This window comes from Micromonospora citrea, assembly GCF_900090315.1.
Taxonomy (GTDB): domain Bacteria; phylum Actinomycetota; class Actinomycetes; order Mycobacteriales; family Micromonosporaceae; genus Micromonospora; species Micromonospora citrea.
This window is the reverse complement of sequence record NZ_FMHZ01000002.1, coordinates 4,571,324-4,591,436: the sequence shown is the minus strand read 5'-3', so window position 1 is coordinate 4,591,436 and position 20,113 is coordinate 4,571,324. Positions and strand designations below refer to the sequence as shown.

Sequence of the window (20,113 nt, the reverse complement as noted above, 5' to 3'; positions counted from 1 at the left end):
ACGCGCGGAGTTGGCTCCGCAGCCGGACGCCGCGCGCCACCGGTCTCCATAGCGTCGTGGCATGACCGAGAGAGACAACCCGGGCCACGTCGTCGTACGACTCGACGACGTGCGCAAGGAGTACGACGGCGCCACCGCGCTCGACGGCGTGTCGCTGCGGGTGACCGCCGGTGAGGCCGTCGCGGTGATGGGGCCGTCCGGCTGCGGCAAGTCGACCCTGCTCAACATGGTCGCCGGCCTGGACCGGCCGACGGCCGGCACCGTCACCGTCGGCGGCGAGGACCTGACGGCGCTGAACGAGACCGGGCTGGCCCGGTACCGCCGGCGGCGCGTCGGCATCGTCTTCCAGTTCTTCAACCTGCTCGACGACCTGCCGGCGGTGGACAACGTGGCCCTCGCCGCGCAACTGACCGGCGTCCCCGCCCGGCAGGCCCGCGCGCGGGCGCTGGAGATGCTCGACCGGCTCGGCGTCGCCGACCGGGCCGACGCATACCCGGCCACGCTCAGCGGCGGGCAACGGCAGCGGGTCGCCGTGGCGCGGGCGCTGGTGAACCGCCCGGCCCTGCTGCTGGCCGACGAGCCGACCGGCGCGCTGGACAGCCGCGCCGGCGAGCAGGTGATGGAGCTGCTGACCGACCTGCACCGTGCCGGCCAGACCCTGCTGATCGTCACCCACGACCCGCGCCTGGCCCAGCGGTGCGCCAGTCGGCTGGTGGAGATGGCGGACGGCCGCGTGGTCCGCGAACGCGCCCTGGCGGCCGCCGTATGAGGGCCGTGTGGCGATCCTCCCGCGCCGCCGTCAGGCGCCGCCGGCTCCAGACCTTCGTCATCGGCCTCGTCGTCCTGGCCGCCACCACCGCGACCGTCATCACCCTGGGGTTGCTCGACGCCGCCTCGTCGCCGTTCGACAAGTCCTTCGCCCGGCAGCGGGGCGCGCATCTGGTCGCCTCCTTCGACGCCGCGAAGGTGACCGGGCCACGGTTGGCCCGGACCGCCCGGCAGCCGGAGGTCCGGGCCGCCGCCGGACCGTTCGGCCAGACCGTCGTGCACGTCCGCGAGGACTGGCTCGGCCGCTCGGCCGGGCCGCTGACCGTGGTGGGTCGCGCCGACTCCGCCGGCCCGGTCGACAACATCGAGATCCTGGCCGGACGGTGGGCCAGCGCGCCCGGCGAGATCGTCATCGACATGCCGCACGGCGGGCACCCCGACGCGCTGGGCACCCGGCTGGACGTCGGCGGCGGCCCGCCGCTGACCGTGGTCGGCTTCGCCAGCAGCATGAGCAGGTCGGCCGGCGGGTGGGTGACGCCGGAGCAGGTCGCCGCGTTACGGCCGACCGCCTGGCAGATGCTGTACCGCTTCCACGCGGCCACGACAGACCGCGAGGCGGGCACCGGCCTGGCCGCGGTCACCGCCGGGCTGCCCGACGACGCCCTGGCGACCGCGCAGTCGCACCTCGACCTCAAGCGGGCGTTCTCGGCGCAGGCCGACGCCTTCCTGCCGTTCATGACCGTGTTCGGCGTACTGGGTCTGCTGGTGTCCGTCCTGATCGTCGGCAACGTGGTCAGCGGCGCGGTCGTCTCCGGGTACCGGCACATCGGCGTGCTCAAGGCCCTCGGCTTCACCCCCGACCAGGTGACCGCCGTCTACCTCGCGATGGTCTCCGTACCCGCCCTCGTCGGCTGCCTGCTCGGCACGCTGCTCGGCAGCCTGGCGGCCCGGCCGATCCTGGCGGTCGCGTTCTCCGGCATCGAGACCGGCACCGCCACCATCGCCGTCGGCTCCTGGGTGCCGGTCGTGTCCCTGGTGGGCATGCCCGCCCTCGTCGCGGCCGCCGCGCTGATCCCCGCGCTGCGCGCCCGCCGACTCCCCGCGGCGCGGGCGATCAGCGCCGGCAGCGCGCCGCGCACCGCGCGCGGCCTGCGGACCCAGCGCTGGCTCAGCGGCACCCGGCTGCCCCGCCCGGTCTGCCTCGGCCTGGGCCAGCCGTTCGCGCGCCCCGGCCGCACCGCGATGACCATGGCGACGATCCTGCTCGGGGTGGCCACCGTCACGCTGGCCACCGGGCTGAGCGCCACCATGATCGCCTACGGCGACGCCGGGGACGGCGCCCGCGTCGGTGTGCAGGCCGGCAACCCCGACAACCGCGGGACACCGACCGAACTCGGGGACGCCCAGATCGAGGCGCTGCTGCGCGCGCTGCCCGGCGCGCGCGAGGTGACCGCCCGCACCTTCGTCCGGGCCGGAATCGTCGGCTACCCGCAGCCCGTCTTCGTCGACGTCTACCGGGGGCGACCGCAGACCGCCGCCTCCCGGGTCGTCGCCGGACACTGGCCCGACGGGCCCGGCCAGGTCGCCGCCGGGCCGGCGTTCCTCGTCCAGCGCGGGCTCGCGCTCGGTGACCGGATCACCCTCACCGTCGACGGCCGGCTGACCTCCGCGACGATCGTCGGCGAACTCGTGGCGGGCAACCCGCGCGCGGTGGAAGCCACCTGGGAGAGCCTGGCCGACCTCGCCCCGGGCACCCCGGCCGTCGAGTACACCGTCACGCTCGCACCCGGCGTCGACGCCCACGCCTACGCCGAAGCGGTCAGCGCGGCCGATCCCGGTCTGCACCCGTCGGTGTTCGGCTCCGGCGACGCCGTCACCACCACCGTGGTCGGCTTCGCCACCGTGTTCACCGTGCTGCTGAGCAGCGTGGCCGCGCTCGGCGTGTTCAACACCGTGCTGCTCACCACCCGGGAACGGCGTCGGGACCTCGGCGTGCTGAAGTCCATCGGGATGACCCCGCGCCAGGTCGTGGCCATGACCCTGACGTCCGTGACGGCGCTGGGCGTGATCGCCGGGCTGCTCGGGATCCCCCTCGGCATCGCCGCGCACCGGCTGCTCGTCGACAACGTCGGCATCGTCTCGTTCCCCGAGTCGATGAAGGACGTCTGGCACGCGCCCCAGCTGGTCGGACTGGGTCTGGCGGGCGTCGCGATCGCCGTGCTCGGCGCGTTCGTGCCGGCGCGGTCGGCCGCCCGGCTCACCATCGCCACGGTGCTGCACAACGAGTAGGCGGCGCCGTTACGTTGGCGGGATGGACGATCTGGCGAGGCGGCAACTGGGCAGCATCGCCGAGCTGGCCGAGGCGGCGTCGGCGGCGGGCGTCGAGGTGTGGCTGCGGGGCGGCTGGGCGATGGACTTCCACCTCGGCGAGGTGACCCGGCCGCACGTCGACGTCGACTGGTACTGCTGGGCCGCCGACGCGCGGCGGCTGGCCGGGCTGCTCCACGCCCGCGGTTGGCGTCCCGACCCGGCGATGCCCGTCGACCTGCAACTCGACCTGCTCCGCGACGACGTCGAGGTGAGCGTCGCGTACCTGGCGCGGGACGCGGCCGGGCGGGTCGTGGTGGGCGCCGGACCGTGGGCGGGCACGGCGCTGCCCGACCGGATGCTGGCCGGCCCGCCCGGTCGGATCGGCCCGCTGACCGTCCCGATGATCTCGGTCGCCGCTCAGGTCGAGTTCAAGGAGATGTTCCCCGTCTGGATGCCGGACCGACCCCGGCGGGCGAAGGACGCCGCCGACCTGGCCCGCCTCCGCGCCGCCGGGGTCCCGGAGGGGCGTTCATGACCGGTTGACGCTCCGCCGGGCCTGGGAGCGCGTCCGCCCGGGTCGGCGTCAACCGATCATGGGGGCCGGGGACGGCGAGCACACCGGTCGATCAGCGGAGGGTGGCGGCACGCCGCGAGGCACAATCGGTTCCATGCCGCGTCGTGTCACCCCCGCCCTGCTCGCCACCGCTCTGCTCGCCGCCGGCCTGGTCGGCTGCTCCCGCGACGCCGGGCCGGCCCCGCAGGCGGCGCCGCAGCCGACCGCTCCCCCGCAGGCAGCCGTCCCCACCCCGCGGGTACCCGCCGGCACCGCGCCCGACAAGGCCTTCGCCGTCGGCGTACGGCAGCTGAAGCTGAACCGCGACGGGGACCGGCCGCTGCCGGTGACCGTGTGGTACCCGGCGGCCGGGAAAGCCGGCGGGCAGCCGCAGCGGTCGGCGGCGGCGGCCGAGGGCAGGTTTCCCGTCGTGATGTTCAGCCACGGGCTGAACGGACGACCGGCCGACTACGAGACGCTGCTCACCCGCTGGACGGCGGCCGGGTTCGTGGTGGCCGCGCCGACCTTCCCGCACACGGCCCGGGGCGGCGACGGCAACGTGCTGGACGTGCTCAACCAGCCCGCCGACGTGTCGTACGCGCTGACCCGGGTGCTCGCCCTCGACGCCGAGGCCGGCGACCCGCTGCGCGGCCGGCTGGCCACCGACCGGGTGGCGGCGGCCGGGCACTCGGCGGGTGGGGTGACCACGATCGGCCTCTTCACGGCCGGCCGGGACGAGCGGCTGGACGCGGGCGTGGTCTTCGCCGGCACCGCGCTCGGCGTCGGCACCGCCTTCGCGGGCGCCGCCGCCCCGCAGCTCTTCGTGCACGGCGAGGCCGACGAGGTGGTCGAGTACGCCGCCGGGCGGGCCGCCTACGACAAGGTGCCCTGGCCGAAGGCCATGCTGAGCCTGCCGAAGGGCGACCACGGCCGGGCCCTGCTCAGCGACGGCACCGCGCTGCGGGTGGTCTCGGACACCACCGTCGAGTTCCTGCGCTGGTCCCTCTACGGCGACGAGGCCGCCAAGGGCCGCATTCCCACCGACGCCGCCCGCGACGACATCGCCACCCTCGACAACCGCCTCTGACCGGCGCCCTCGCCCTTCCCCGGAGCCGCCGGCCCCGGCCACCCGGTCGGCGGCGTCGACGCGGCGCAGCACCAGGTCGGCCCTCTCGGGCATCGGTGACCCGGTGATGCCGCTGCCCGCAACGACCCCACAACTACCCGGAAATAGTGGCCTCCCGACGCGGGGAGGCCACTCTTTCCGCGAAAGAGCGCGATCCCGCCCCGCCCCAAGCGCGACGCGTGCGGAGTGCGACGCGAGGCGCGACGCGACGCGACGCGACGCGACGCGACGCGACGCGACGCGGGCGGCGCGCGGTGCGGAAGGCGGCGTCAGGCGGTGTGGTCGACGACGACCTTGCCGAAGACGTCGCCGGAGTGCAGGCGGGCGAAGGCGTCGGCGACCCTGCTGAACGGGACCACGGTGTCCACCACCGGACGCACGCTCCGCTCGGCGCAGAACGCGAGCAGGGCGGCCAGTTCGTCGGGGGTGCCCATCGAGGTGCCCAGGATCTCCAGCTGCATGGCGAAGACCCGGCGCAGGTTCACCTTCGGCTCGTGCCCGGCGGTGGCCCCGGACACCACGATCCGGGCCATCGGCGCGGCGGACTTCAGCGAGTGGTCGAAGGTCGCCGCCCCGACCGTCTCGATGACGACGTCGACGCGTTCCGGCAGCCGGGCGCCGGGCTCGACGGCGGTGGCGCCCAGCTCGGCGATCCGCTCCCGTTTGGCGGCGTCGCGGCTGGTCGCGTACACCCGCTTGCCCATCGCGGCGGCGAGCGCGACGGCCGCGGTGGCCACGCCCCCGCCGGCGCCCTGCACCAGCACGGCGTCGGCCTCGTCGACCCGGCCCTTGGTGGTCAACATCCGCCACGCGGTCAACCAGGCGGTCGGCAGGCACGCCGCGTCCGTGGCCGTCAGGCCCGCCGGCAGGGCCAGCAGGTTCGACCGGGGTACGGCGACCCGCTCGGCCAGCGTGCCGGGGAAGTGCTCGGAGAGGATGGAGACGCCGCGCGGGTCGCCCGGGGTGGCGACCACGGGATAGACGACGACCTCGTTGCCGTCCGGGTCGACCGCGACGGCGTCGCAGCCGAGGATCATCGGCAGCTGCTCCGCGCGCAGCCCGACCCCGCGCAGCGACCAGAGGTCGTGGTGGTTGAGGGAGCTGGCCCGCACCTGCACGGTCACCCAGTCGTCGGCGGGGTGGGTCGGCTCGGGCCGCTCGCCGACGGTGAGCGCGGCGAGCGGGTTGGCGTCGTCGAATCGGGTGGCGAAGGCGGCACGCATGATCGGCACGGTAACAAGCTGAGCGGTCGTTAAGAAGTGCCCCGGCGCGGGAAGGGCCCTTCCTGTCACCCGGGTGACAGGAAGGGCCCCTCCCGGCTCAGCGGGTGACGCCGTCGCGTCGGGCGGCCTCGGCGACCGCCTCGGCCACCGCGGGGGCGACCCGGGGGTCGAGCGGGGACGGCACGATCGCCTCGGCGGTGAGCGACTCGGCCACCACGCCGGCGATGGCGTCGGCGGCGGCCACCTTCATCCCGTCGGTGATCCGGGTGGCCCGGGCGTCCAGCGCGCCCCGGAACACGCCCGGGAACGCCAGCACGTTGTTGATCTGGTTGGGGTAGTCGCTGCGGCCGGTGGCGACGACCGCCACGTGCCGGGCGGCGACCTCGGGGTGCACCTCGGGCGTCGGGTTGGCCAGGGCGAAGACGATGCCGCCGGAGGCCATGCCGGCCACCGCCCGCTCCGGGATCTGCCCGCCGGAGACGCCGATCAGCACGTCGGCGCCGCGCAGCGCCTCGGTGACGTCGCCCTCGCGGCCGTCGGCGTTGGTGCTGGCGGCCAGCTCGGCCTTGGTGCCGGTCAGCCCCTCCCGGTGTCGGCCGATGATGCCCTTGGAGTCGCAGACCACCACCTGGTCGGGGTTGACGCCCCCCGCGACCAGCATCTTCGTCACCGCCACGCCGGCCGCGCCGGCTCCGCTGACGGTCACCCGCAGGTCGCCGAGCTTGCGGTTGAGCAGCGTGGCGGCGTTGCGCAGCGCGGCGAGCACCACGATCGCGGTGCCGTGCTGGTCGTCGTGGAAGACGGGGATGTCGAGGGCCTCGTCGAGCCGGCGCTCCACCTCGAAGCAGCGCGGGGCGCTGATGTCCTCCAGGTTGATCCCGCCGAAGGACGGCGCCAGCGCCCGCACCACCGCGACGATCTCGTCCACGTCCTGCGTGTCCAGGCAGACCGGCACGGCGTCGACCCCGGCGAACTGCTTGAACAGCACCGCCTTGCCCTCCATCACCGGCAGCGCCGCGCGCGGGCCGATGTTGCCCAGCCCGAGTACGGCCGAGCCGTCGGTGACGACCGCGACGGTGTGCGACGCCCAGGTGTAGTCGTCGGCGAGGCTCGGGTCGGCGGCGATCGCCTCGCACACCCGGGCCACACCCGGGGTGTACGCGAGGGAGAGGTCCTCCCGGCTGGTCAGCGGGACGGTCGAGGCGACGGCCATCTTGCCGCCCCGGTGCAGCCGGAAGACGGGATCAGCGGGGTCCACGGTGGACGATGACATGGTGACTCCAGGATCTGTCGAGCAGACGGAGCGGCCGGCGCGGGCGCGGGTTGAGGCGTCGGGCGGCGACACGCGGTGCGGGGGTCACCCGGGCACGTACCCGAGCATAGTGTCGCCGCCGGGACGCCGATGTGAGCAGGGTCATAACCGACGCGGCCGGACCCGTCCCGGGCGGGGCCAGTAGCGCGCCACCACCCGCCCCCGCACGTCCGCCACCCCGTACGCCCGAGAGTCGTCGGTGACCAGGTCGTTGTCCCCGGTCAGCCACCAGCCGCCGTCCTGGGCGCGGACCGCGCGCTTGACCACGAGCAGGTCGGGGCGGCTGCGGAACACCGCGACCACGACGTCGCCGGGGCGGACGGCCCGCCCGCCGGGGCGGACCAGCACCGCGTCGCCGTGCCGCAGCGTCGGCGACATGGACGGTCCGGTGACCAGCACGGCGGTCAGGGGCCAGCGCAGCCGGGGTGCTCCGGCCGGGTGATCGGCCTCCACGGGTTTCACCTCCACCCGGCCTCGCGGCGCGCCTCCAGGAGTAATGTCGTGTTGGATCATCGCAAACTTCCCATGGAGGATCCCGATGCGACTTCCGCGCATCCTTACGCCCCGCGTGACCGCCAGCGCCCACTGCGACCTGCCGTGCGGCGTCTACGACCCGGCGCAGGCCCGGATCGAGGCCGAGTCGGTGAAGGCGATCTGCGAGAAGTACCAGGCCAACACCGACCCCGAGTTCCGCACCCGCGCGATCCTCATCAAGGAGCAGCGCGCCGACCTGGTGAAGCACCACCTGTGGGTGCTCTGGACCGACTACTTCAAGCCGGCCCACTTCGAGAAGTACCCGCACCTGCACCAGCTGTTCAACGAGGCCACCAAGCTGGCCGGCGCCGCCGGCGCGAAGGGCGGCACCGACCCGTCCAAGGCCGACGAGCTGCTGCAGAAGATCGACGAGATCTCGAAGATCTTCTGGGAGACCAAGAAGGCGTGACCCTCACCGGTCCGCCGACGATCCGGCCGGCACGTCCCGAGGACGTGCCGGCCGTCGTCGCCATGGTGCACGAGCTGGCGGAGTACGAACGCGCACCCGACCAGTGCCACCTCACCGAGGAGCAGCTCACCGCCGCCCTGTTCGGGACCGCCCCGGCCCGCGACGCGGCGCCGGACGCGCCGAACGGCAGCGGCCGTGACCCGGCCCCGGCGCTGTACGGCCACGTGGCCGTCGACGCGGACGACCGGCCGCTGGGGTTCGCGCTGTGGTTCCTCAACTTCTCCACCTGGGCCGGCGTGCACGGCATCCACCTGGAGGACCTCTACGTCCGGCCGGCCGCCCGGGGCACCGGGGCGGGGCGGCTGCTGGCCACCCTCGCCGCGATCTGCGTCGAGCGGGGCTACCGGCGGCTGGAGTGGTCGATGATCGACTGGAACCCGGCCGCCGGCTTCTACGCCGCCATCGGGGCGCGGCAGATCTCCGAGTGGGTGCCGTACCGGCTCAGCGGGGACGCGCTGGCCGACCTGGCGGCGCAGGCACGTGGCGGCCCCCACACGTCGGTCCGGCCGAGCGGGTAGAGTCCCCGACCGGGGGGATGAGTGGTGACTCAACTGACCGGGCAGCCGACGATCGACGACGACGTCGTGCACCTCACCGTGCCCGCGGACGGGGGCTACCTCGGGGTGCTGCGTACCGCCACCGCCGGGCTCGCGGCGCGGCTACAGTTCGCCCTCGACGAGATCGAGGACCTGCGCATCGCCGTGGACGAGGCGTGCGCGATGCTGCTCGCCATCGCCACCCGCGACGCCGAGCTCGACTGCCGGTTCGCGGTCACCGACGACGCGCTCACCGTCGAGGTGACGGTGCCGACGGTCCGGGGCGCCACGCTGCCGGCGGAGTCGTCCTTCGCGTGGAAGGTGCTCACCGCGCTGACCACCTCGGCCTCCGCGAGCGCCGCCGACGGCCGGGCCACCATCTCGCTGCTGACCCGGCGCGCCTCCGGCTACTGATCCGACGCCGGCCGCCGTTCCCGCGCCGTCGGCCGGCCCCGGGCGCCGGGCGTCACTCGAAGCCGAGGGCCCGGGTGGTGGGGGTGCTCACCAACAGCGCGGTGACGCCGAGGCCGAGCGCCATCAGCGGTACGCCGAACCAGCCCACCCCGCCCTGCACCATGAACCACCCGACCGGCAGCAGCATGAGCTGCAACACGATCGCCGGGGCCCGGGCGCCGGCCCGGCGGCGCGCCAGCGCGCCGCCCAGCGCCCAGAGCGCCGCCGCCGCGCCGACCGCGAACGCGGTGACCAGCAGCGCCGACGTCAGGTCGGTGGTGGTGGCGGTGAGATCGGCCCAGACCAGCCACGCGGCGACCAGCCCCACGGCGACCGCCTCGCCCCGCAGCAGCCGGACCGCCCAGCGGAGGGTGACGGGAATCGGGTCCGAGTCGATGGTCACGCGCGCCACGATACCCGGGCTCCGGCGGGGTACAGTGCCGCCCATGCGGGCCGTCCTGGTGGTCAATCCGAAGGCCACCACCACCAGCGAGCGCAGCCGGGACGTCCTGGTCCGGGCGCTGCGCAGCGAAGTCGACCTCTCCGTGCGCTACACCCGACGGCGGGGGCACGCGACCGACCTGGCGCGCGAGGCGGCCGAGGAGGGCGTCGAGGTCGTCGTCACGCTCGGTGGCGACGGCACGGTCAACGAGGTGGTCAACGGCCTGATGGCGGCGCAGCCGCCGACCGTGCCGGGCGCGGCCACGCCGGCCGAGCGGCTGCCGGCCCTGGCGACCGTACCGGGGGGCTCGACGAACGTCTTCGCCCGCGCGCTGGGCCTGCCCCGCGACTGGCCGGACGGCACCAGCATGATCCTGGAGGGCCTGCGGCTGGGCCGGTACCGGACGATCGGGCTCGGCCGGGCCGACGACCGCTACTTCACGTTCTGCGCCGGCTTCGGCGTCGACGCGGCCGTCATCCACCGGGTGGAGCAGGCACGCCGGCGGGGCCGGGTCTCCACCCCCGCGCTCTACTTCCGCTCCACGGTCGCCCAGTACTTCCTCGGCTCCGACCGGCGCCATCCCGCCATCAGCCTGGAGCGGCCGGGCGAGGCGGCGGAGGGCGAGCTGGCCACCGTCATCATCCAGAACACCGCGCCGTGGACCTACCTGGGCGACCGGGAGGTCAACCCGAACCCGGAGGCGTCGTTCGACCTGGGCCTGGACGTGCTGGCGCTGCGGCAGCTCCGGGTCGCCAGTACGACACGCACCGTGACGCAGTTCTTCTCCCGGACGCCCGACCCGCACGGCCGTCAGGTGCTGCGGCTGCACGACGTCGCGGAGTTCACCCTGGTCTCGGCCCGTCCGCAGGCGTTCCAGCTCGACGGCGACTACCTCGGCGAGCGGGAGAAAGTCAGATTCACATCCGTTCCCGCCGCACTGAGAGTAATCTGCTAGGTCTCGGGTACTGCCCTAGGTCGACGCGACGACGAGCGCGCACCGACGAGGTGGCCGCCACACCGAGAGGCAGGTGCCGGAAATGTCAGCATTGTCACGCGGACCGTACTATATTGATCCTCGACTGTGGTACACCGGGTAACCAGGAAGGCACTGGAATCCGGACAAATGGGTTGTGGGCTTGCTCACCGCCCGGAGTTTTTCCGAGCGTCACCCCTTGACATCCCGGGCGTTCGTGAAAGTATTCACAAGCGAACTTGAGTTACCGGGACATTGCCTGGATATGCTCGTCAGGTTGAGCTGTTCCAGCAGGTCCGCGGGGCCGACACAGCCTGCTCACGCACTGCCGAATAAGCGGACGCGAACCGTCACCATCGGCGCTGCGGATGCATATAGGAAAAGCACCAAAGCAATATCTGCCACCCACCCAGAATGAGGAGTGTTGCCGCCATGGACTGGCGTCACCATGCTGTCTGCCGCGACGAGGACCCGGAGCTGTTCTTCCCGATCGGGACGTCCGGACCGGCTCTCCTGCAGGTCGAGCAGGCCAAGGCCGTCTGCCGGCGCTGCTCCGTGACCGACCAGTGCCTGCAGTGGGCGCTGGAGTCCGGTCAGGACGCCGGCGTCTGGGGCGGGATGAGCGAGGAGGAGCGGCGCGCCGTGAAGCGCCGCGGTGGCCTCCGGGTGCTGCGCGCTCACTCCGCCTGATCCCCCCGCACCACAGCGTCACGCCCCGGCCGGGTCCGCCCGCCGGGGCGTACTGCTGTCCGCACACCGGTCACCTACCCGCGTGGCGCCCCTTCCGATCACGGCCGGGGCGTGACCCCGGCCACCTCGTCGACGCGGCGCAGGACCAGGTCGGCCAGCTCCGGGGCGTCGGTGAGCGGCGCCGACACCGCCACCGCGCCGGCGTCCCGCGCCGCCGCGGCCACGCCGTCGTGGAAGAGGCCGGGTGCCAGGAAGTACGCCGACACCGCCACCCTCCGGGCGCCCCGCGACCGCAGCCGGGCCACCGCGGCGTCGACGGCCGGCGGGGCTGCCGAGGCGTACGACACCCGGGTGGGCACCCCGAGACCGGCGCGCAGCGCGGCGGCCACCCGCCCCACCGATGCGCGCGCCCGGGCGTCCCGGGTGCCCGCCGCCGCGAGCACCAGCCCGTCGAACCGCCCCGGCCCCGCCTCGCCCAGCCGCCGGCGCAGGCCGGCCAGCAGCCCGGCGTCGACCTCTCCTTCGACGGGACCGAGCACGTCGGTCACCCGAACCGCCATCGGCGGGCCCTGCGCGCGGGCCGCCGCCACCGCCGCCGGGATGTCCACCCGCCGGTGGTACGCGGCGGTGAGCAGCAGCGGCACCAGCACCGCCCGCTGCCGACCGGCGGCGGCCAGGTCCCGCAGCACCGCTGCCGGTCCCGGGTCGGTGTGGTCCAGCCAGCTCGCCAGCACCGGCGTGCCGGGCCGGGCGGCCGACACCGCCCGGGCCAGCGCACGGGTCGCCTCGGCGGCGCGCGGGTCCCGGCTGCCGTGCGCGACCAGCACCACCGGGTCGGCCATCTCCGACGGCCCGGGCGCCCCCGACGGGCCGGCCGGTTCCGACGGCCCCGCCGGTTCCGACGGCCCGGACACCCCCGACGCGGGAGTGCCCGGGACCGGCCCGGTCAGACGTGCAGGCCGCACTCGGTCTTCTCGAACATGGCCCAGCGGCCGGCGCGCGGGTCCTCCCCCGCCCTGGTGCGGCGGGTGCAGGGCCAGCAGCCGATCGAGCCGTAGCCCTGCTTGAACAGCTCGTTGACCGGCACGTTCCAGCGGGCGACGTAGGCGTCCACGTCGGCCTGCCGCCAGGCCGCGATGGGGTTGACCTTGACCTTGCCCCGGCGGGCGTCGAACGTCACCACCGGCGTGTTCGCCCGGGTCGGCGACTCGTCCCGGCGCAGCCCGGCGGCCCAGGCGTCGTAGCCGGCGAGCGCCCGCTCCAGCGGCTCGACCTTGCGCAGCTGGCAGCAGTCGTCCGGGGACTTGTTGAACAGCCGGGGGCCGTACTGGCCGTCCTGCTGGCCCACGGTGAGCCTCGGCCGGATCGACCGGACGTTGACCGGCAGCGTCCGGGCCACCTCGTCGCGGACCTTCAGCGTCTCGGGGAAGTGCAGGCCGGTGTCGAGGAAGACCACGTCGACCCCGGGCGCCACCCGGCTGACCAGGTGGGCCAGCACGGCGTCGGCCATCGAGCTGGTGACGCAGAACCGGTCGCCGAAGGTCTCGGCCGCCCAGCGCGCGATCTCCAGCGCCGGCGCGCCCTCCAGTTCCCGGCCCGCCTCCTCGGCCAGCGCGCGCAGCTCGTCGGGGCCCCGCCGGGCCGGGTCGGCCGGCTCGGCACCGCCCACGCCGACCAGGCCCAGGCCGGCCGCGGAGACGAGGCCCGGCCGGTCGGCCCCCCCGCTCACCGGGCCACCGCCCGACCGAGCAGGCCGGTGAACTTCACCGAGAACACCCGGGCGCAGGCGTGGCACTCCCAGGCGCCGTGGCCGGCCTCGCTCGGCCGCAGGTCCTCCTCGCCGCAGTAGGGGCAGTAGAGCGGCACAGAACGGCTCTCGCTCATCGCGCCACCTCGCCGGGCCGGGACGCCGCGCCGCCGGGCCGGCTGACTGGTTCGCTCATCGGAGTTCCTCCTCGTCGACCCTGATCACCCAGTTGGCGAACGTCTCGCCCGGCTCCCGGCCGGCCAGGTAGCGCCGGGCGAGGCGTTCCACGTACTCCGGAAGCTCCTCGGCGGTGGTCTTCAGGCCGCGCAGCTTGCGACCGAACCCGGCCGTCCGCCCCTCGGCCATGCCGAGCCCGCCGCCGAGGTGGACCTGGAAGCCCTCCACCTGCCGGCCGTCCGGGCCGACCACGAGCTGGCCCTTGAGGCCGATGTCCGCGACCTGGGTGCGGGCGCAGGCGTTGGGGCAGCCGTTGAGGTGGATCGAGATGTCGGCGTCGAAGTCGCGCAGCCGCTCCTCCAGCCGGGCCACCAGTTCCTCGCCGCGCGCCTTCGTCTCGACGATGGCCAGCTTGCAGTACTCGATGCCGGTGCAGGCCATGGTGCCGCGCCGCCAGGCCGACGGCTGCGCCTCCAGGCCGATCCCCCGCAGCTCGCGCACCAGCGAGTCGGTCCGCTCCGGCGCCACGTCCAGCACCAGCAGCTTCTGGTACGGGGTGAGCCGCACCCGGTCGCTGCCGTGCGCCTCGGCCACGTCGGCGAGCCGGGCCAGCTGCCCGCCGGAGACCCGCCCGACCACCGGGGAGGCCCCGACGTAGTTGCGCCCGTCGCGCTGCGGGTGCACGCCGATGTGGTCCACCGGCCTGTCCGGCAGCTCCGGGGCCGGCCCGTCGAGCAGGGCGCGGCCCAGGTATTCCTTCTCCAGCACCTCGCGGAACTTCGCCACGCCCCAGTCGGCGACCAAAAACTTCAGTCGCGCCCGGTTGCGCAGCCGGCGGTAGCCGTAGTCGCGGAAGATGCCGACCACGCCGGCCCACACGTCCGGCACCTCCGCCAGCGGCACCCAGACACCGAGCCGCTGGGCCAGCATCGGGTTGGTGGACAGGCCGCCGCCCACCCAGACGTCGAAACCGGGGCCGTGGTCCGGGTGGTCGACGCCGAGGAACGCGACGTCGTTCGCCTCGTACGGGGTGTCGACCAGCCAGGAGATGGAGGTCTTGAACTTGCGCGGCAGGTTGGAGTACGCCTTGTCGCCCACGTACCGGCGGACGATCTCGTCGAGCGCCGGCGTCGGGTCGACCACCTCGTCGCGGGCCACCCCGGCGACCGGGCTGCCCAGCACGACCCGGGGGCAGTCGCCGCACGCCTCGGTGGTCTGCAGGCCGACGGACTCCAGCCGGCGCCAGATCTCCGGCACGTCCTCGATCCGGATCCAGTGGTACTGGATGTTCTGCCGGTCGGTGATGTCGGCGGTGTCCCGCGCGAACTCGCGGGAGATGTCCGCCACCACCCGCAGTTGCGCCAGGTTGAGCTCGCCCCCGTCCACCCGGACCCGGAGCATGAAGAACTCGTCCTCCAGCTCGTGCGGCTCCAGCACGGCCGTACGCCCGCCGTCGATGCCCGCCTTGCGCTGGGTGTAGAGCCCCCACCAGCGGAACCGGCCGCGCAGGTCCTGCGGGTCGATCGAGGCGAACCCGTGGCGGGCGTAGATGTTCTCGATCCGGGCCCGTACGTTCAGCGGGTCGTCGTCCTTCTTGATCCGCTCGTTGGCGTTGAGCGGCTCGCGGTGGCCGAGCGCCCACTGGCCCTCGCCGCGCGGGCGGCGCGGGGCCCGGGCCGGTCGGGGGGCAGTCGGGTCCCCGGCCCGCGCCGGAATGCTGCTGACCGCCATGGCGGCGTCCTCCGTTGTCTGCGGTGCCTCGGGGTGCGCGGGCGCGGCGGCCGGCCCGTGGAGAACGGGCTGGGGACAACGGTGTCGGAACAGCCGGCGCGGGGGCGCGCCCGAGACAGATTGGTCGGGCGTCGTCAGTGGGCCGGACAGATCGCGCTGCGCACGCGGCCGTAATCGACGTGGCGACGAGCCACGAAGCGGCGGACGACAGCGGCGGTCATGGACGTCATGCTGCCACACCCGGTGCGGGCCGGCCAACGACCGCGTGCGGGATCCCACATCACGGGCGACGCGCCGGGGCCGCCCGCCGCACCGCCCGATCCACCCCCGGGCACCGGTGCCGGGACGCGGCGTCGTCGGCCTCCGCGCTCCCGCCCTCCCTCGGCTGGAGGACGGCAACTTCCGGGCAGTAGTGGGCCTCCTCGCCCCGAGAGGGCGCTACTGCCCGGAACTTGCGGGATCTACGGCGCGAGGCACGGGGCGATCTGCGGCGCGAGTCCTCGCGCGATCTGCGGCGCGAGTCCTCGCGCGATCTGCGGCGCGAGTCCTCGCGCGATCTGCGGCGCGAGGCACGGGGTGGACGCGGGTGTGGAAGGCTCGGTCCGTGGGCAGATTGTCCGGAAGGTGGCGATCCGCCAGGACCGGCGGGGACCGCCCCCGGCCTGATCCGGCCCGCCGGCCGCTGCCGGTCTGGCCGTGGCCGGCGCTGCTGACGCTGTCGGTGACCGGCACCGGGATCGGCCGCGCCCAACCGTGGCGCGACGAGCTGGCCACCTGGAGCGCGGCCACCCGCCCGGTGGACGACCTGCTCCGCCTCGCCGGCACCATCGATGCCGCCACCGGCCCGTACTACCTGCTCATGCACGGCTGGGTGGCGCTCGCCGGCGACTCGGTCACCGCGCTGCGGCTGCCCGCCGCGCTGGCCATGGCCGCCGCGGCCGGGCTGACCGCGTTCCTGGGCCAACGGCTCGTCGACGCCCGCGCGGGGCTGCTCGCCGGGCTGCTCCTCGCGGTGCTCCCGGGCACGTCCCGGTACGGCCAGGAGGCCCGACCGTACGCGCTGGCCACGCTCTTCGCGGTGCTGGCGACCCTGCTGCTCGTCGAGGCGCTGCGCCGACCCGGCTGGGCGCGCTGGGCCGGGTACGCCGCCGCCGTCGCCGCCCTCGGGCTGACCCACCTGATGGCCCTCACCCTGCTGGCCGCGCACGCGGTGGCCGTGCTGGCCGACCACCGGGGACGGGAAGGCACCTACCACCGGAGGCGGGAACGCCGCGACCACCGGGGGCGGGAACGCCGCGACCACCGAGGGCGGGAACGCACCGAGCCGCCGACGGGGAGCGGCGGCCCCGTGCGGGCGGCCCGGTCGTGGCGTCGTCCACTGAGCTGGGTGCTCGCCCTGGTGCCCGCGGCGCTGCTGGTGACCCCGCTGGTGCTGCTGGCCGCGCGGCAGCGGTCCCGGCAACTCGACTGGGTGGACCCCGCCCGCCTCGACGACCTGGCCGCGCTGCCGGGCGGGGTGGCGCAGAGCGGCGTGGTGGGCGGGCTGCTGGTCGGCCTCGCCGCGCTCGGGGCGGCCGGGCTGGGTCGGCGCGCCCTGCTGCCCGGGTGCGCGGTGCTGCTGCCGGTGCTGCTGGTCTTCGCCGCCGCCGCCGTCGTACCCCTGTGGGTGCCCCGCTACCTGGTCTTCGTCGTGCCGTTCGCGTGCCTGCTGGCCGGGGCGGCGCTGGCCACGGTGCGGTTGCCCGCCGCGCTGGCCGTGGTGGCGCTCGCCGGGCTGCTCGGCCTGCCGGAGCAGGCGGCGCTGCGGCGCACCCACGAGTGGCCGCGAAGCGCCCCGGTCGACTACCGGGGCGTGGCCCGCATCGTCGGCGACGGCCAGCGACCGGGCGACGCGGTCGTCTACTCGCCCCGGGAGAGCTGGCTCTTCCTCGATCTCGGTCTCGCCTACCACCTCGACCACCGCCCCCGGGACGTGCTGGCCACGCGGGACCAGGTGAGCCGGGGCGACCTGTGGGCCGCCGAGTGCGACCGGCCGGCCGCGTGCCTGGCCGGCACGGACCGGATCTGGCTGGTCGTGGCCGGCCGCCGAGAGGACCCGCTGGCCGCCGTACCCGGCGCCAAGGGGGACGCGTTGCGCGCCGGCTACACCGTCGACCGGGTCTGGCACCGCCCCGGGCTGACCGTCGCGCTGCTCACCCGCTGACACAGACCGCCCGACAGCCGGACCAGCGCCGGCCGTCGCGCCGCCCACCGCTGACGCAGACCGCCCGCCCGACAGCCGGGCCGGCGAGGCCGCCGCGCGGCGGACCGGGAGTCCGTCGGGTCAGGCGGTGGAGCGGCCCTCCGGGGCGTTGCGGGCCAGCGGGACGACGAGCGTCGCCTCGGTGCCGCCGTTCGCGCCGTCGCGCAGCTCGATGGTGCCGCGCAGTTCGCCGGTGACCAGCGCCCGGACGATCTGCAGGCCGAGGTTGCCGCCCCGCTCGGCGTCGAAGTCGGGCGGCAGCCCCCGGCCGTTGTCGGTCACCGAGACGTGCAGCATCTTGCGGAACCGGTGCGCCGACACCACCACCTCGGGCGGTCCGCCGGCCGCGTCGCCGGCGTCGGGGGCACCGGCCGGCTCGGCGGCGGGCGGGAAGCCGTGCTCGACGGCGTTGAGCAACAGTTCGTTCAGCACCATCACCAGCGAGGTGGCGACCTCGGCGGGAAGCACCCCGAAGCTGCCCAGCCGGCGCATGCCGACGGTCGACTCGGTCGCCGCCACCTCGGTCGCCGCGCTCGCCACCCGGTCCACGATGCCGTCGAACTCGACCGCCTCGTCGCTGGACATGGAGAGGGTCTCGTGCACCAGCGCGATGGAGGCGACACGGCGTACGGACTCCTCCAGCGCGACCCGGGCCTCCGGCATGGACACCCGGCGCGCCTGGAGGCGCAGCAGGGCGGCGACGGTCTGGAGGTTGTTCTTCACCCGGTGGTGGATCTCCCGGATGGTCGCGTCCTTGGTGATCAGGGCGCGGTCGCGGCGGCGTACCTCGGTGATGTCGCGGACCAGCACCAGCGCGCCGATCGGCACCCCGGCGGGCATCAGCGGCAGCGCCCGGGTGAGCATGGTCGCGCCCCGCGCGTCGATCTCCCGGCGGGGCGGCGCCTCGCCGCGCAGCGCGGCGAGGATCCCGTTCGCCGCGTCCGTGCCCTCCAGCGGGTCGCCGGCCAGCCGGCGGTGCAGCGCCGCCAGGTCCTCCCCCACCAGGTGCGAGGCGTAGCCCAGCCGCCGGTACGCCGACTGCGCGTTCGGGCTGGCGTAGGTGACCTTGCCGCCGGCGTCGAGCCGGACCAGCCCGTCGCCGACGCGCGGGGCCGACGTGGTCTCGCCGGGATGGCGCGGCGGCGGGAAGGTGCCGTCGGCGATCATCTGCGCCAGGTCGTCGGCGGTGGTGAGGTAGTTCAGCTCCAGCTGGCTCGGGGTGCGCGCGGTGGAGAGGTTGGTGTCCCGCCCCACCACGGCGATCACCTCGCCGGCCTCGCCGTCGGTGGTGCGCAGCCGGACCGGGATCGCCTCGTGCCGGGCGGGCACGTCGCCGTACCAGACCGGGTCGCCCTCCCGCCAGATCCGGCCCTGCCGGTGGGCCACCTCCAGGTGGGCCACCTCCGGCCCGCCGACGATCCGCCCCACCTGGTCGTCCAGGTACGCGGTGGGGGCGGTCGTCGGCCGGACCTGGGCGACGCAGAGGTACGTCCCGTCACCGTCCACGGGCACCCAGAGCAGCAGGTCGGCGAAGGACAGGTCGGAGAGCAACTGCCAGTCGCCGGCGATCCGGTGCAGGTGGTCGATGTCGGCCGGACGGAGGCGGGTGTGCTCCTCGGCGAGGTCGCGCAGCGTGGACACGTCGACCAGCGTGCCACGCCGGGCGTCACATCGTCGCGGTGACCTTCTTCAGCCCCCGGGGCGCGTCCGGGTCCTCGCCCCGGGCCAGCGCCAGCGCCAGCGCGAGGCGCTGCAACGGCAGGATGTCCAGCAGCGGCGCGTACCGCTCGTCGACCTCGGGGACGGCGATCCGGGTGGCGCCCTCGACGTCGGCGGAGCCGACCACCACCACGTCGGCGCGGCGCTCGCCGAGCCGGGGCAGCACCTCACCCATCGACCGGCCGCCCGGCCCGGAGCCGACCACGGCGAGCACCGGCACGTCCGGGTCGGTCATGGCGAGCGGCCCGTGCAGCAGGTCCGCGCCGGAGAAGGCGAGCGCCGGCAGGTAGGAGGTCTCCATCAGCTTCAGCGCGGCCTCCCTGGCGGTCGGGTACGCGTACCCGCGGCCGGTGGTGACGAGCTGGCCGGCGAAGCGGTAGCGGGGCGCGAGCTGGGCCGGGGTCTGGTCGGCCAGGGTGCGGGCGGCCAGCTCGGGCAGGGCGGCGAGCGCGGCGCGCTCGTCGGCGGGCAGCGCCCCGTCGCCGGCCCGGACGCCCTCGACGAGCATCAGCAGGGCGAGCAGCTCGGCGGTGTACGTCTTGGTGGCGGCCACCGCGCGCTCGTGTCCGGCGGCGATGTCGACGCTGAGCTCGGCGACGTCGGCCAGCCGGGAGTCGGGCGCGTTGGTCACGGCGAGGGTCAGCGCGCCGGAGGCGCGGGCGGTGCGCAGCACCTCGGCGAGGTCGGGCGAGCCGCCGCTCTGGCTGACGCCGACGACGAGCGCGTCGGAGAGGTCCGGCCGCGCGCCGTAGACGGTGACGACGCTGGGCGAGGCGAGCCCGGCGGGCAGGCCGAGCCGGATCTCGGTCAGGTACGCCCCGTAGAGGGCGGCGTGGTCGGAGGTGCCCCGGGCGGTGAAGACCACGTGCCGGGGTCGGCGCTCCGCGACGACCGCCGCCACCCGGGCGATCGCCCCGGCGTGTTCGGTGGAGAGCAACCGCTCGTAGCCCGCCGGCTGCTCGTCGATGTCGGCGGCCATGCCCGCCCCTGCACGCGTCACGGAAACTCCTCCCACTGCGCGGTTGCCGCGCGTTTCCTGCTCAGTCTTGCATCTTTGATCTGATCTGAGCAATCGAACGCGCAGGAGTGCGCAGTTGATCACCATGTC

Annotated in this window: 20 protein-coding genes; 10 read left to right on the top strand and 10 right to left on the bottom strand. The window is 75.0% G+C overall.

Going from position 1 to position 20,113, the window contains the following annotated elements; all coding sequences use genetic code 11:
• Positions 1-61 precede the first annotated feature (61 nt).
• From GA0070606_RS21150 to GA0070606_RS21135, 4 genes are all read left to right on the top strand, one after another.
• Positions 62-769, top strand: coding sequence for an ABC transporter ATP-binding protein (locus GA0070606_RS21150; protein ID WP_091103292.1), 708 nt, complete (start codon positions 62-64; stop codon positions 767-769).
• Positions 770-774: 5 nt separating this feature from the next.
• Entirely contained in the window at positions 775-3,057 is a 2,283-nt protein-coding gene (locus GA0070606_RS21145) for an ABC transporter permease (protein WP_425413064.1), read from the top strand.
• Positions 3,058-3,079: 22 nt separating this feature from the next.
• Positions 3,080-3,613, top strand: coding sequence for a nucleotidyltransferase domain-containing protein (locus GA0070606_RS21140; protein ID WP_091103288.1), 534 nt, complete (start codon positions 3,080-3,082; stop codon positions 3,611-3,613).
• A 133-nt stretch (positions 3,614-3,746) separates the two neighbouring features.
• Positions 3,747-4,718 (top strand): alpha/beta hydrolase family protein, encoded by a 972-nt coding sequence (locus GA0070606_RS21135; protein ID WP_091103286.1) that lies wholly within the window; start codon positions 3,747-3,749, stop codon positions 4,716-4,718.
• Between the two features lie 308 nt (positions 4,719-5,026).
• On the opposite strand, the gene GA0070606_RS21130 is transcribed toward GA0070606_RS21135, so the two are convergent.
• From GA0070606_RS21130 to GA0070606_RS21120, 3 genes are all read right to left on the bottom strand, one after another.
• The gene (locus tag GA0070606_RS21130) at positions 5,027-5,989 is read right to left on the bottom strand and encodes a zinc-binding dehydrogenase (protein ID WP_091103283.1); all 963 of its coding nucleotides are present in this window, start codon (positions 5,987-5,989) and stop codon (positions 5,027-5,029) included.
• Between the two features lie 88 nt (positions 5,990-6,077).
• The gene (locus GA0070606_RS21125) at positions 6,078-7,253 is read right to left on the bottom strand and encodes an NAD(P)-dependent malic enzyme (protein WP_091103281.1); all 1,176 of its coding nucleotides are present in this window, start codon (positions 7,251-7,253) and stop codon (positions 6,078-6,080) included.
• Positions 7,254-7,394: 141 nt separating this feature from the next.
• Positions 7,395-7,805, bottom strand: coding sequence for a S24 family peptidase (locus GA0070606_RS21120; protein WP_091103278.1), 411 nt, complete (start codon positions 7,803-7,805; stop codon positions 7,395-7,397).
• 25 nt (positions 7,806-7,830) lie between these two features.
• Here GA0070606_RS21120 and sodN point away from each other — a divergent pair, with 25 nt between their 5' ends.
• The 3 genes from sodN to GA0070606_RS21105 all read left to right on the top strand — a co-directional run bounded on the left by sodN (position 7,831) and on the right by GA0070606_RS21105 (position 9,245).
• On the top strand, positions 7,831-8,235 hold the full coding sequence (sodN, locus tag GA0070606_RS21115) for a superoxide dismutase, Ni (protein ID WP_091103276.1): 405 nt from the start codon (positions 7,831-7,833) through the stop codon (positions 8,233-8,235).
• Positions 8,236-8,297: 62 nt separating this feature from the next.
• A complete protein-coding gene (locus GA0070606_RS21110) occupies positions 8,298-8,813 on the top strand; it encodes a GNAT family N-acetyltransferase (protein ID WP_091107974.1) in 516 nt (171 codons plus the stop codon).
• A 24-nt stretch (positions 8,814-8,837) separates the two neighbouring features.
• Positions 8,838-9,245, top strand: coding sequence for an ATP-binding protein (locus tag GA0070606_RS21105; RefSeq protein WP_091103273.1), 408 nt, complete (start codon positions 8,838-8,840; stop codon positions 9,243-9,245).
• Between the two features lie 52 nt (positions 9,246-9,297).
• On the opposite strand, the gene GA0070606_RS21100 is transcribed toward GA0070606_RS21105, so the two are convergent.
• Positions 9,298-9,687 carry a hypothetical protein gene (locus GA0070606_RS21100; RefSeq protein ID WP_091103270.1) on the bottom strand — a complete coding sequence of 130 codons (390 nt, stop codon included), beginning with the start codon at positions 9,685-9,687 and terminating at the stop codon, positions 9,298-9,300.
• A 43-nt stretch (positions 9,688-9,730) separates the two neighbouring features.
• On the opposite strand from GA0070606_RS21100, the gene GA0070606_RS21095 reads away from it, so the two are divergent.
• The gene (locus GA0070606_RS21095) at positions 9,731-10,681 is read left to right on the top strand and encodes a diacylglycerol/lipid kinase family protein (RefSeq protein ID WP_091103267.1); all 951 of its coding nucleotides are present in this window, start codon (positions 9,731-9,733) and stop codon (positions 10,679-10,681) included.
• Between the two features lie 450 nt (positions 10,682-11,131).
• A complete protein-coding gene (locus GA0070606_RS21090; protein WP_007072794.1) occupies positions 11,132-11,389 on the top strand; it encodes a WhiB family transcriptional regulator in 258 nt (85 codons plus the stop codon).
• A gap of 98 nt (positions 11,390-11,487) precedes the next feature.
• On the opposite strand, the gene GA0070606_RS21085 is transcribed toward GA0070606_RS21090, so the two are convergent.
• The 4 genes from GA0070606_RS21085 to GA0070606_RS21075 all read right to left on the bottom strand — a co-directional run bounded on the left by GA0070606_RS21085 (position 11,488) and on the right by GA0070606_RS21075 (position 15,044).
• Positions 11,488-12,231 carry a sirohydrochlorin chelatase gene (locus GA0070606_RS21085; protein WP_091103265.1) on the bottom strand — a complete coding sequence of 248 codons (744 nt, stop codon included), beginning with the start codon at positions 12,229-12,231 and terminating at the stop codon, positions 11,488-11,490.
• Between the two features lie 104 nt (positions 12,232-12,335).
• The gene (locus GA0070606_RS21080) at positions 12,336-13,118 is read right to left on the bottom strand and encodes a phosphoadenylyl-sulfate reductase (protein ID WP_091103262.1); all 783 of its coding nucleotides are present in this window, start codon (positions 13,116-13,118) and stop codon (positions 12,336-12,338) included.
• Positions 13,115-13,273, bottom strand: coding sequence for an IS1 family transposase (locus tag GA0070606_RS32100; protein WP_141721751.1), 159 nt, complete (start codon positions 13,271-13,273; stop codon positions 13,115-13,117). The genes GA0070606_RS21080 and GA0070606_RS32100 overlap by 4 nt, the downstream gene beginning before the upstream one ends.
• Positions 13,274-13,328: 55 nt before the next feature.
• The gene (locus GA0070606_RS21075; protein WP_091103259.1) at positions 13,329-15,044 is read right to left on the bottom strand and encodes a nitrite/sulfite reductase; all 1,716 of its coding nucleotides are present in this window, start codon (positions 15,042-15,044) and stop codon (positions 13,329-13,331) included.
• 682 nt (positions 15,045-15,726) lie between these two features.
• Here GA0070606_RS21075 and GA0070606_RS21070 point away from each other — a divergent pair.
• Positions 15,727-17,247 (top strand): glycosyltransferase family 39 protein, encoded by a 1,521-nt coding sequence (locus tag GA0070606_RS21070; protein WP_245724977.1) that lies wholly within the window; start codon positions 15,727-15,729, stop codon positions 17,245-17,247.
• 120 nt (positions 17,248-17,367) lie between these two features.
• Here GA0070606_RS21070 and GA0070606_RS21065 read toward each other — a convergent pair whose 3' ends face one another.
• Positions 17,368-18,927, bottom strand: coding sequence for a PAS domain-containing sensor histidine kinase (locus tag GA0070606_RS21065; protein WP_091103256.1), 1,560 nt, complete (start codon positions 18,925-18,927; stop codon positions 17,368-17,370).
• A 25-nt stretch (positions 18,928-18,952) separates the two neighbouring features.
• Positions 18,953-19,984: an SIS domain-containing protein gene (locus GA0070606_RS21060; protein ID WP_091103253.1), complete on the bottom strand. Its 1,032-nt coding sequence runs from the start codon at positions 19,982-19,984 to the stop codon at positions 18,953-18,955.
• Positions 19,985-20,113 lie beyond the last annotated feature (129 nt).

What these genes read in the sequence shown, in the direction of transcription:
- GA0070606_RS21150 (WP_091103292.1), top strand. Translation starts at nt 62, where the DNA reads ATGACCGAGAGAGACAACCCGGGCCACGTCGTCGTACGACTCGACGAC.
- GA0070606_RS21090 (WP_007072794.1), top strand. Translation starts at nt 11,132, where the DNA reads ATGGACTGGCGTCACCATGCTGTCTGCCGCGACGAGGACCCGGAGCTG.
- sodN (WP_091103276.1), top strand. Translation starts at nt 7,831, where the DNA reads ATGCGACTTCCGCGCATCCTTACGCCCCGCGTGACCGCCAGCGCCCAC.
- GA0070606_RS21110 (WP_091107974.1), top strand. Translation starts at nt 8,298, where the DNA reads ATGGTGCACGAGCTGGCGGAGTACGAACGCGCACCCGACCAGTGCCAC.
- GA0070606_RS21075 (WP_091103259.1), bottom strand. Translation starts at nt 15,044, where the DNA reads ATGGCGGTCAGCAGCATTCCGGCGCGGGCCGGGGACCCGACTGCCCCC.
- GA0070606_RS21095 (WP_091103267.1), top strand. Translation starts at nt 9,731, where the DNA reads ATGCGGGCCGTCCTGGTGGTCAATCCGAAGGCCACCACCACCAGCGAG.
- GA0070606_RS21135 (WP_091103286.1), top strand. Translation starts at nt 3,747, where the DNA reads ATGCCGCGTCGTGTCACCCCCGCCCTGCTCGCCACCGCTCTGCTCGCC.
- GA0070606_RS21120 (WP_091103278.1), bottom strand. Translation starts at nt 7,805, where the DNA reads ATGATCCAACACGACATTACTCCTGGAGGCGCGCCGCGAGGCCGGGTG.
- GA0070606_RS21085 (WP_091103265.1), bottom strand. Translation starts at nt 12,231, where the DNA reads ATGGCCGACCCGGTGGTGCTGGTCGCGCACGGCAGCCGGGACCCGCGC.
- GA0070606_RS21060 (WP_091103253.1), bottom strand. Translation starts at nt 19,984, where the DNA reads ATGGCCGCCGACATCGACGAGCAGCCGGCGGGCTACGAGCGGTTGCTC.
- GA0070606_RS21125 (WP_091103281.1), bottom strand. Translation starts at nt 7,253, where the DNA reads ATGTCATCGTCCACCGTGGACCCCGCTGATCCCGTCTTCCGGCTGCAC.
- GA0070606_RS21140 (WP_091103288.1), top strand. Translation starts at nt 3,080, where the DNA reads ATGGACGATCTGGCGAGGCGGCAACTGGGCAGCATCGCCGAGCTGGCC.
- GA0070606_RS32100 (WP_141721751.1), bottom strand. Translation starts at nt 13,273, where the DNA reads ATGAGCGAGAGCCGTTCTGTGCCGCTCTACTGCCCCTACTGCGGCGAG.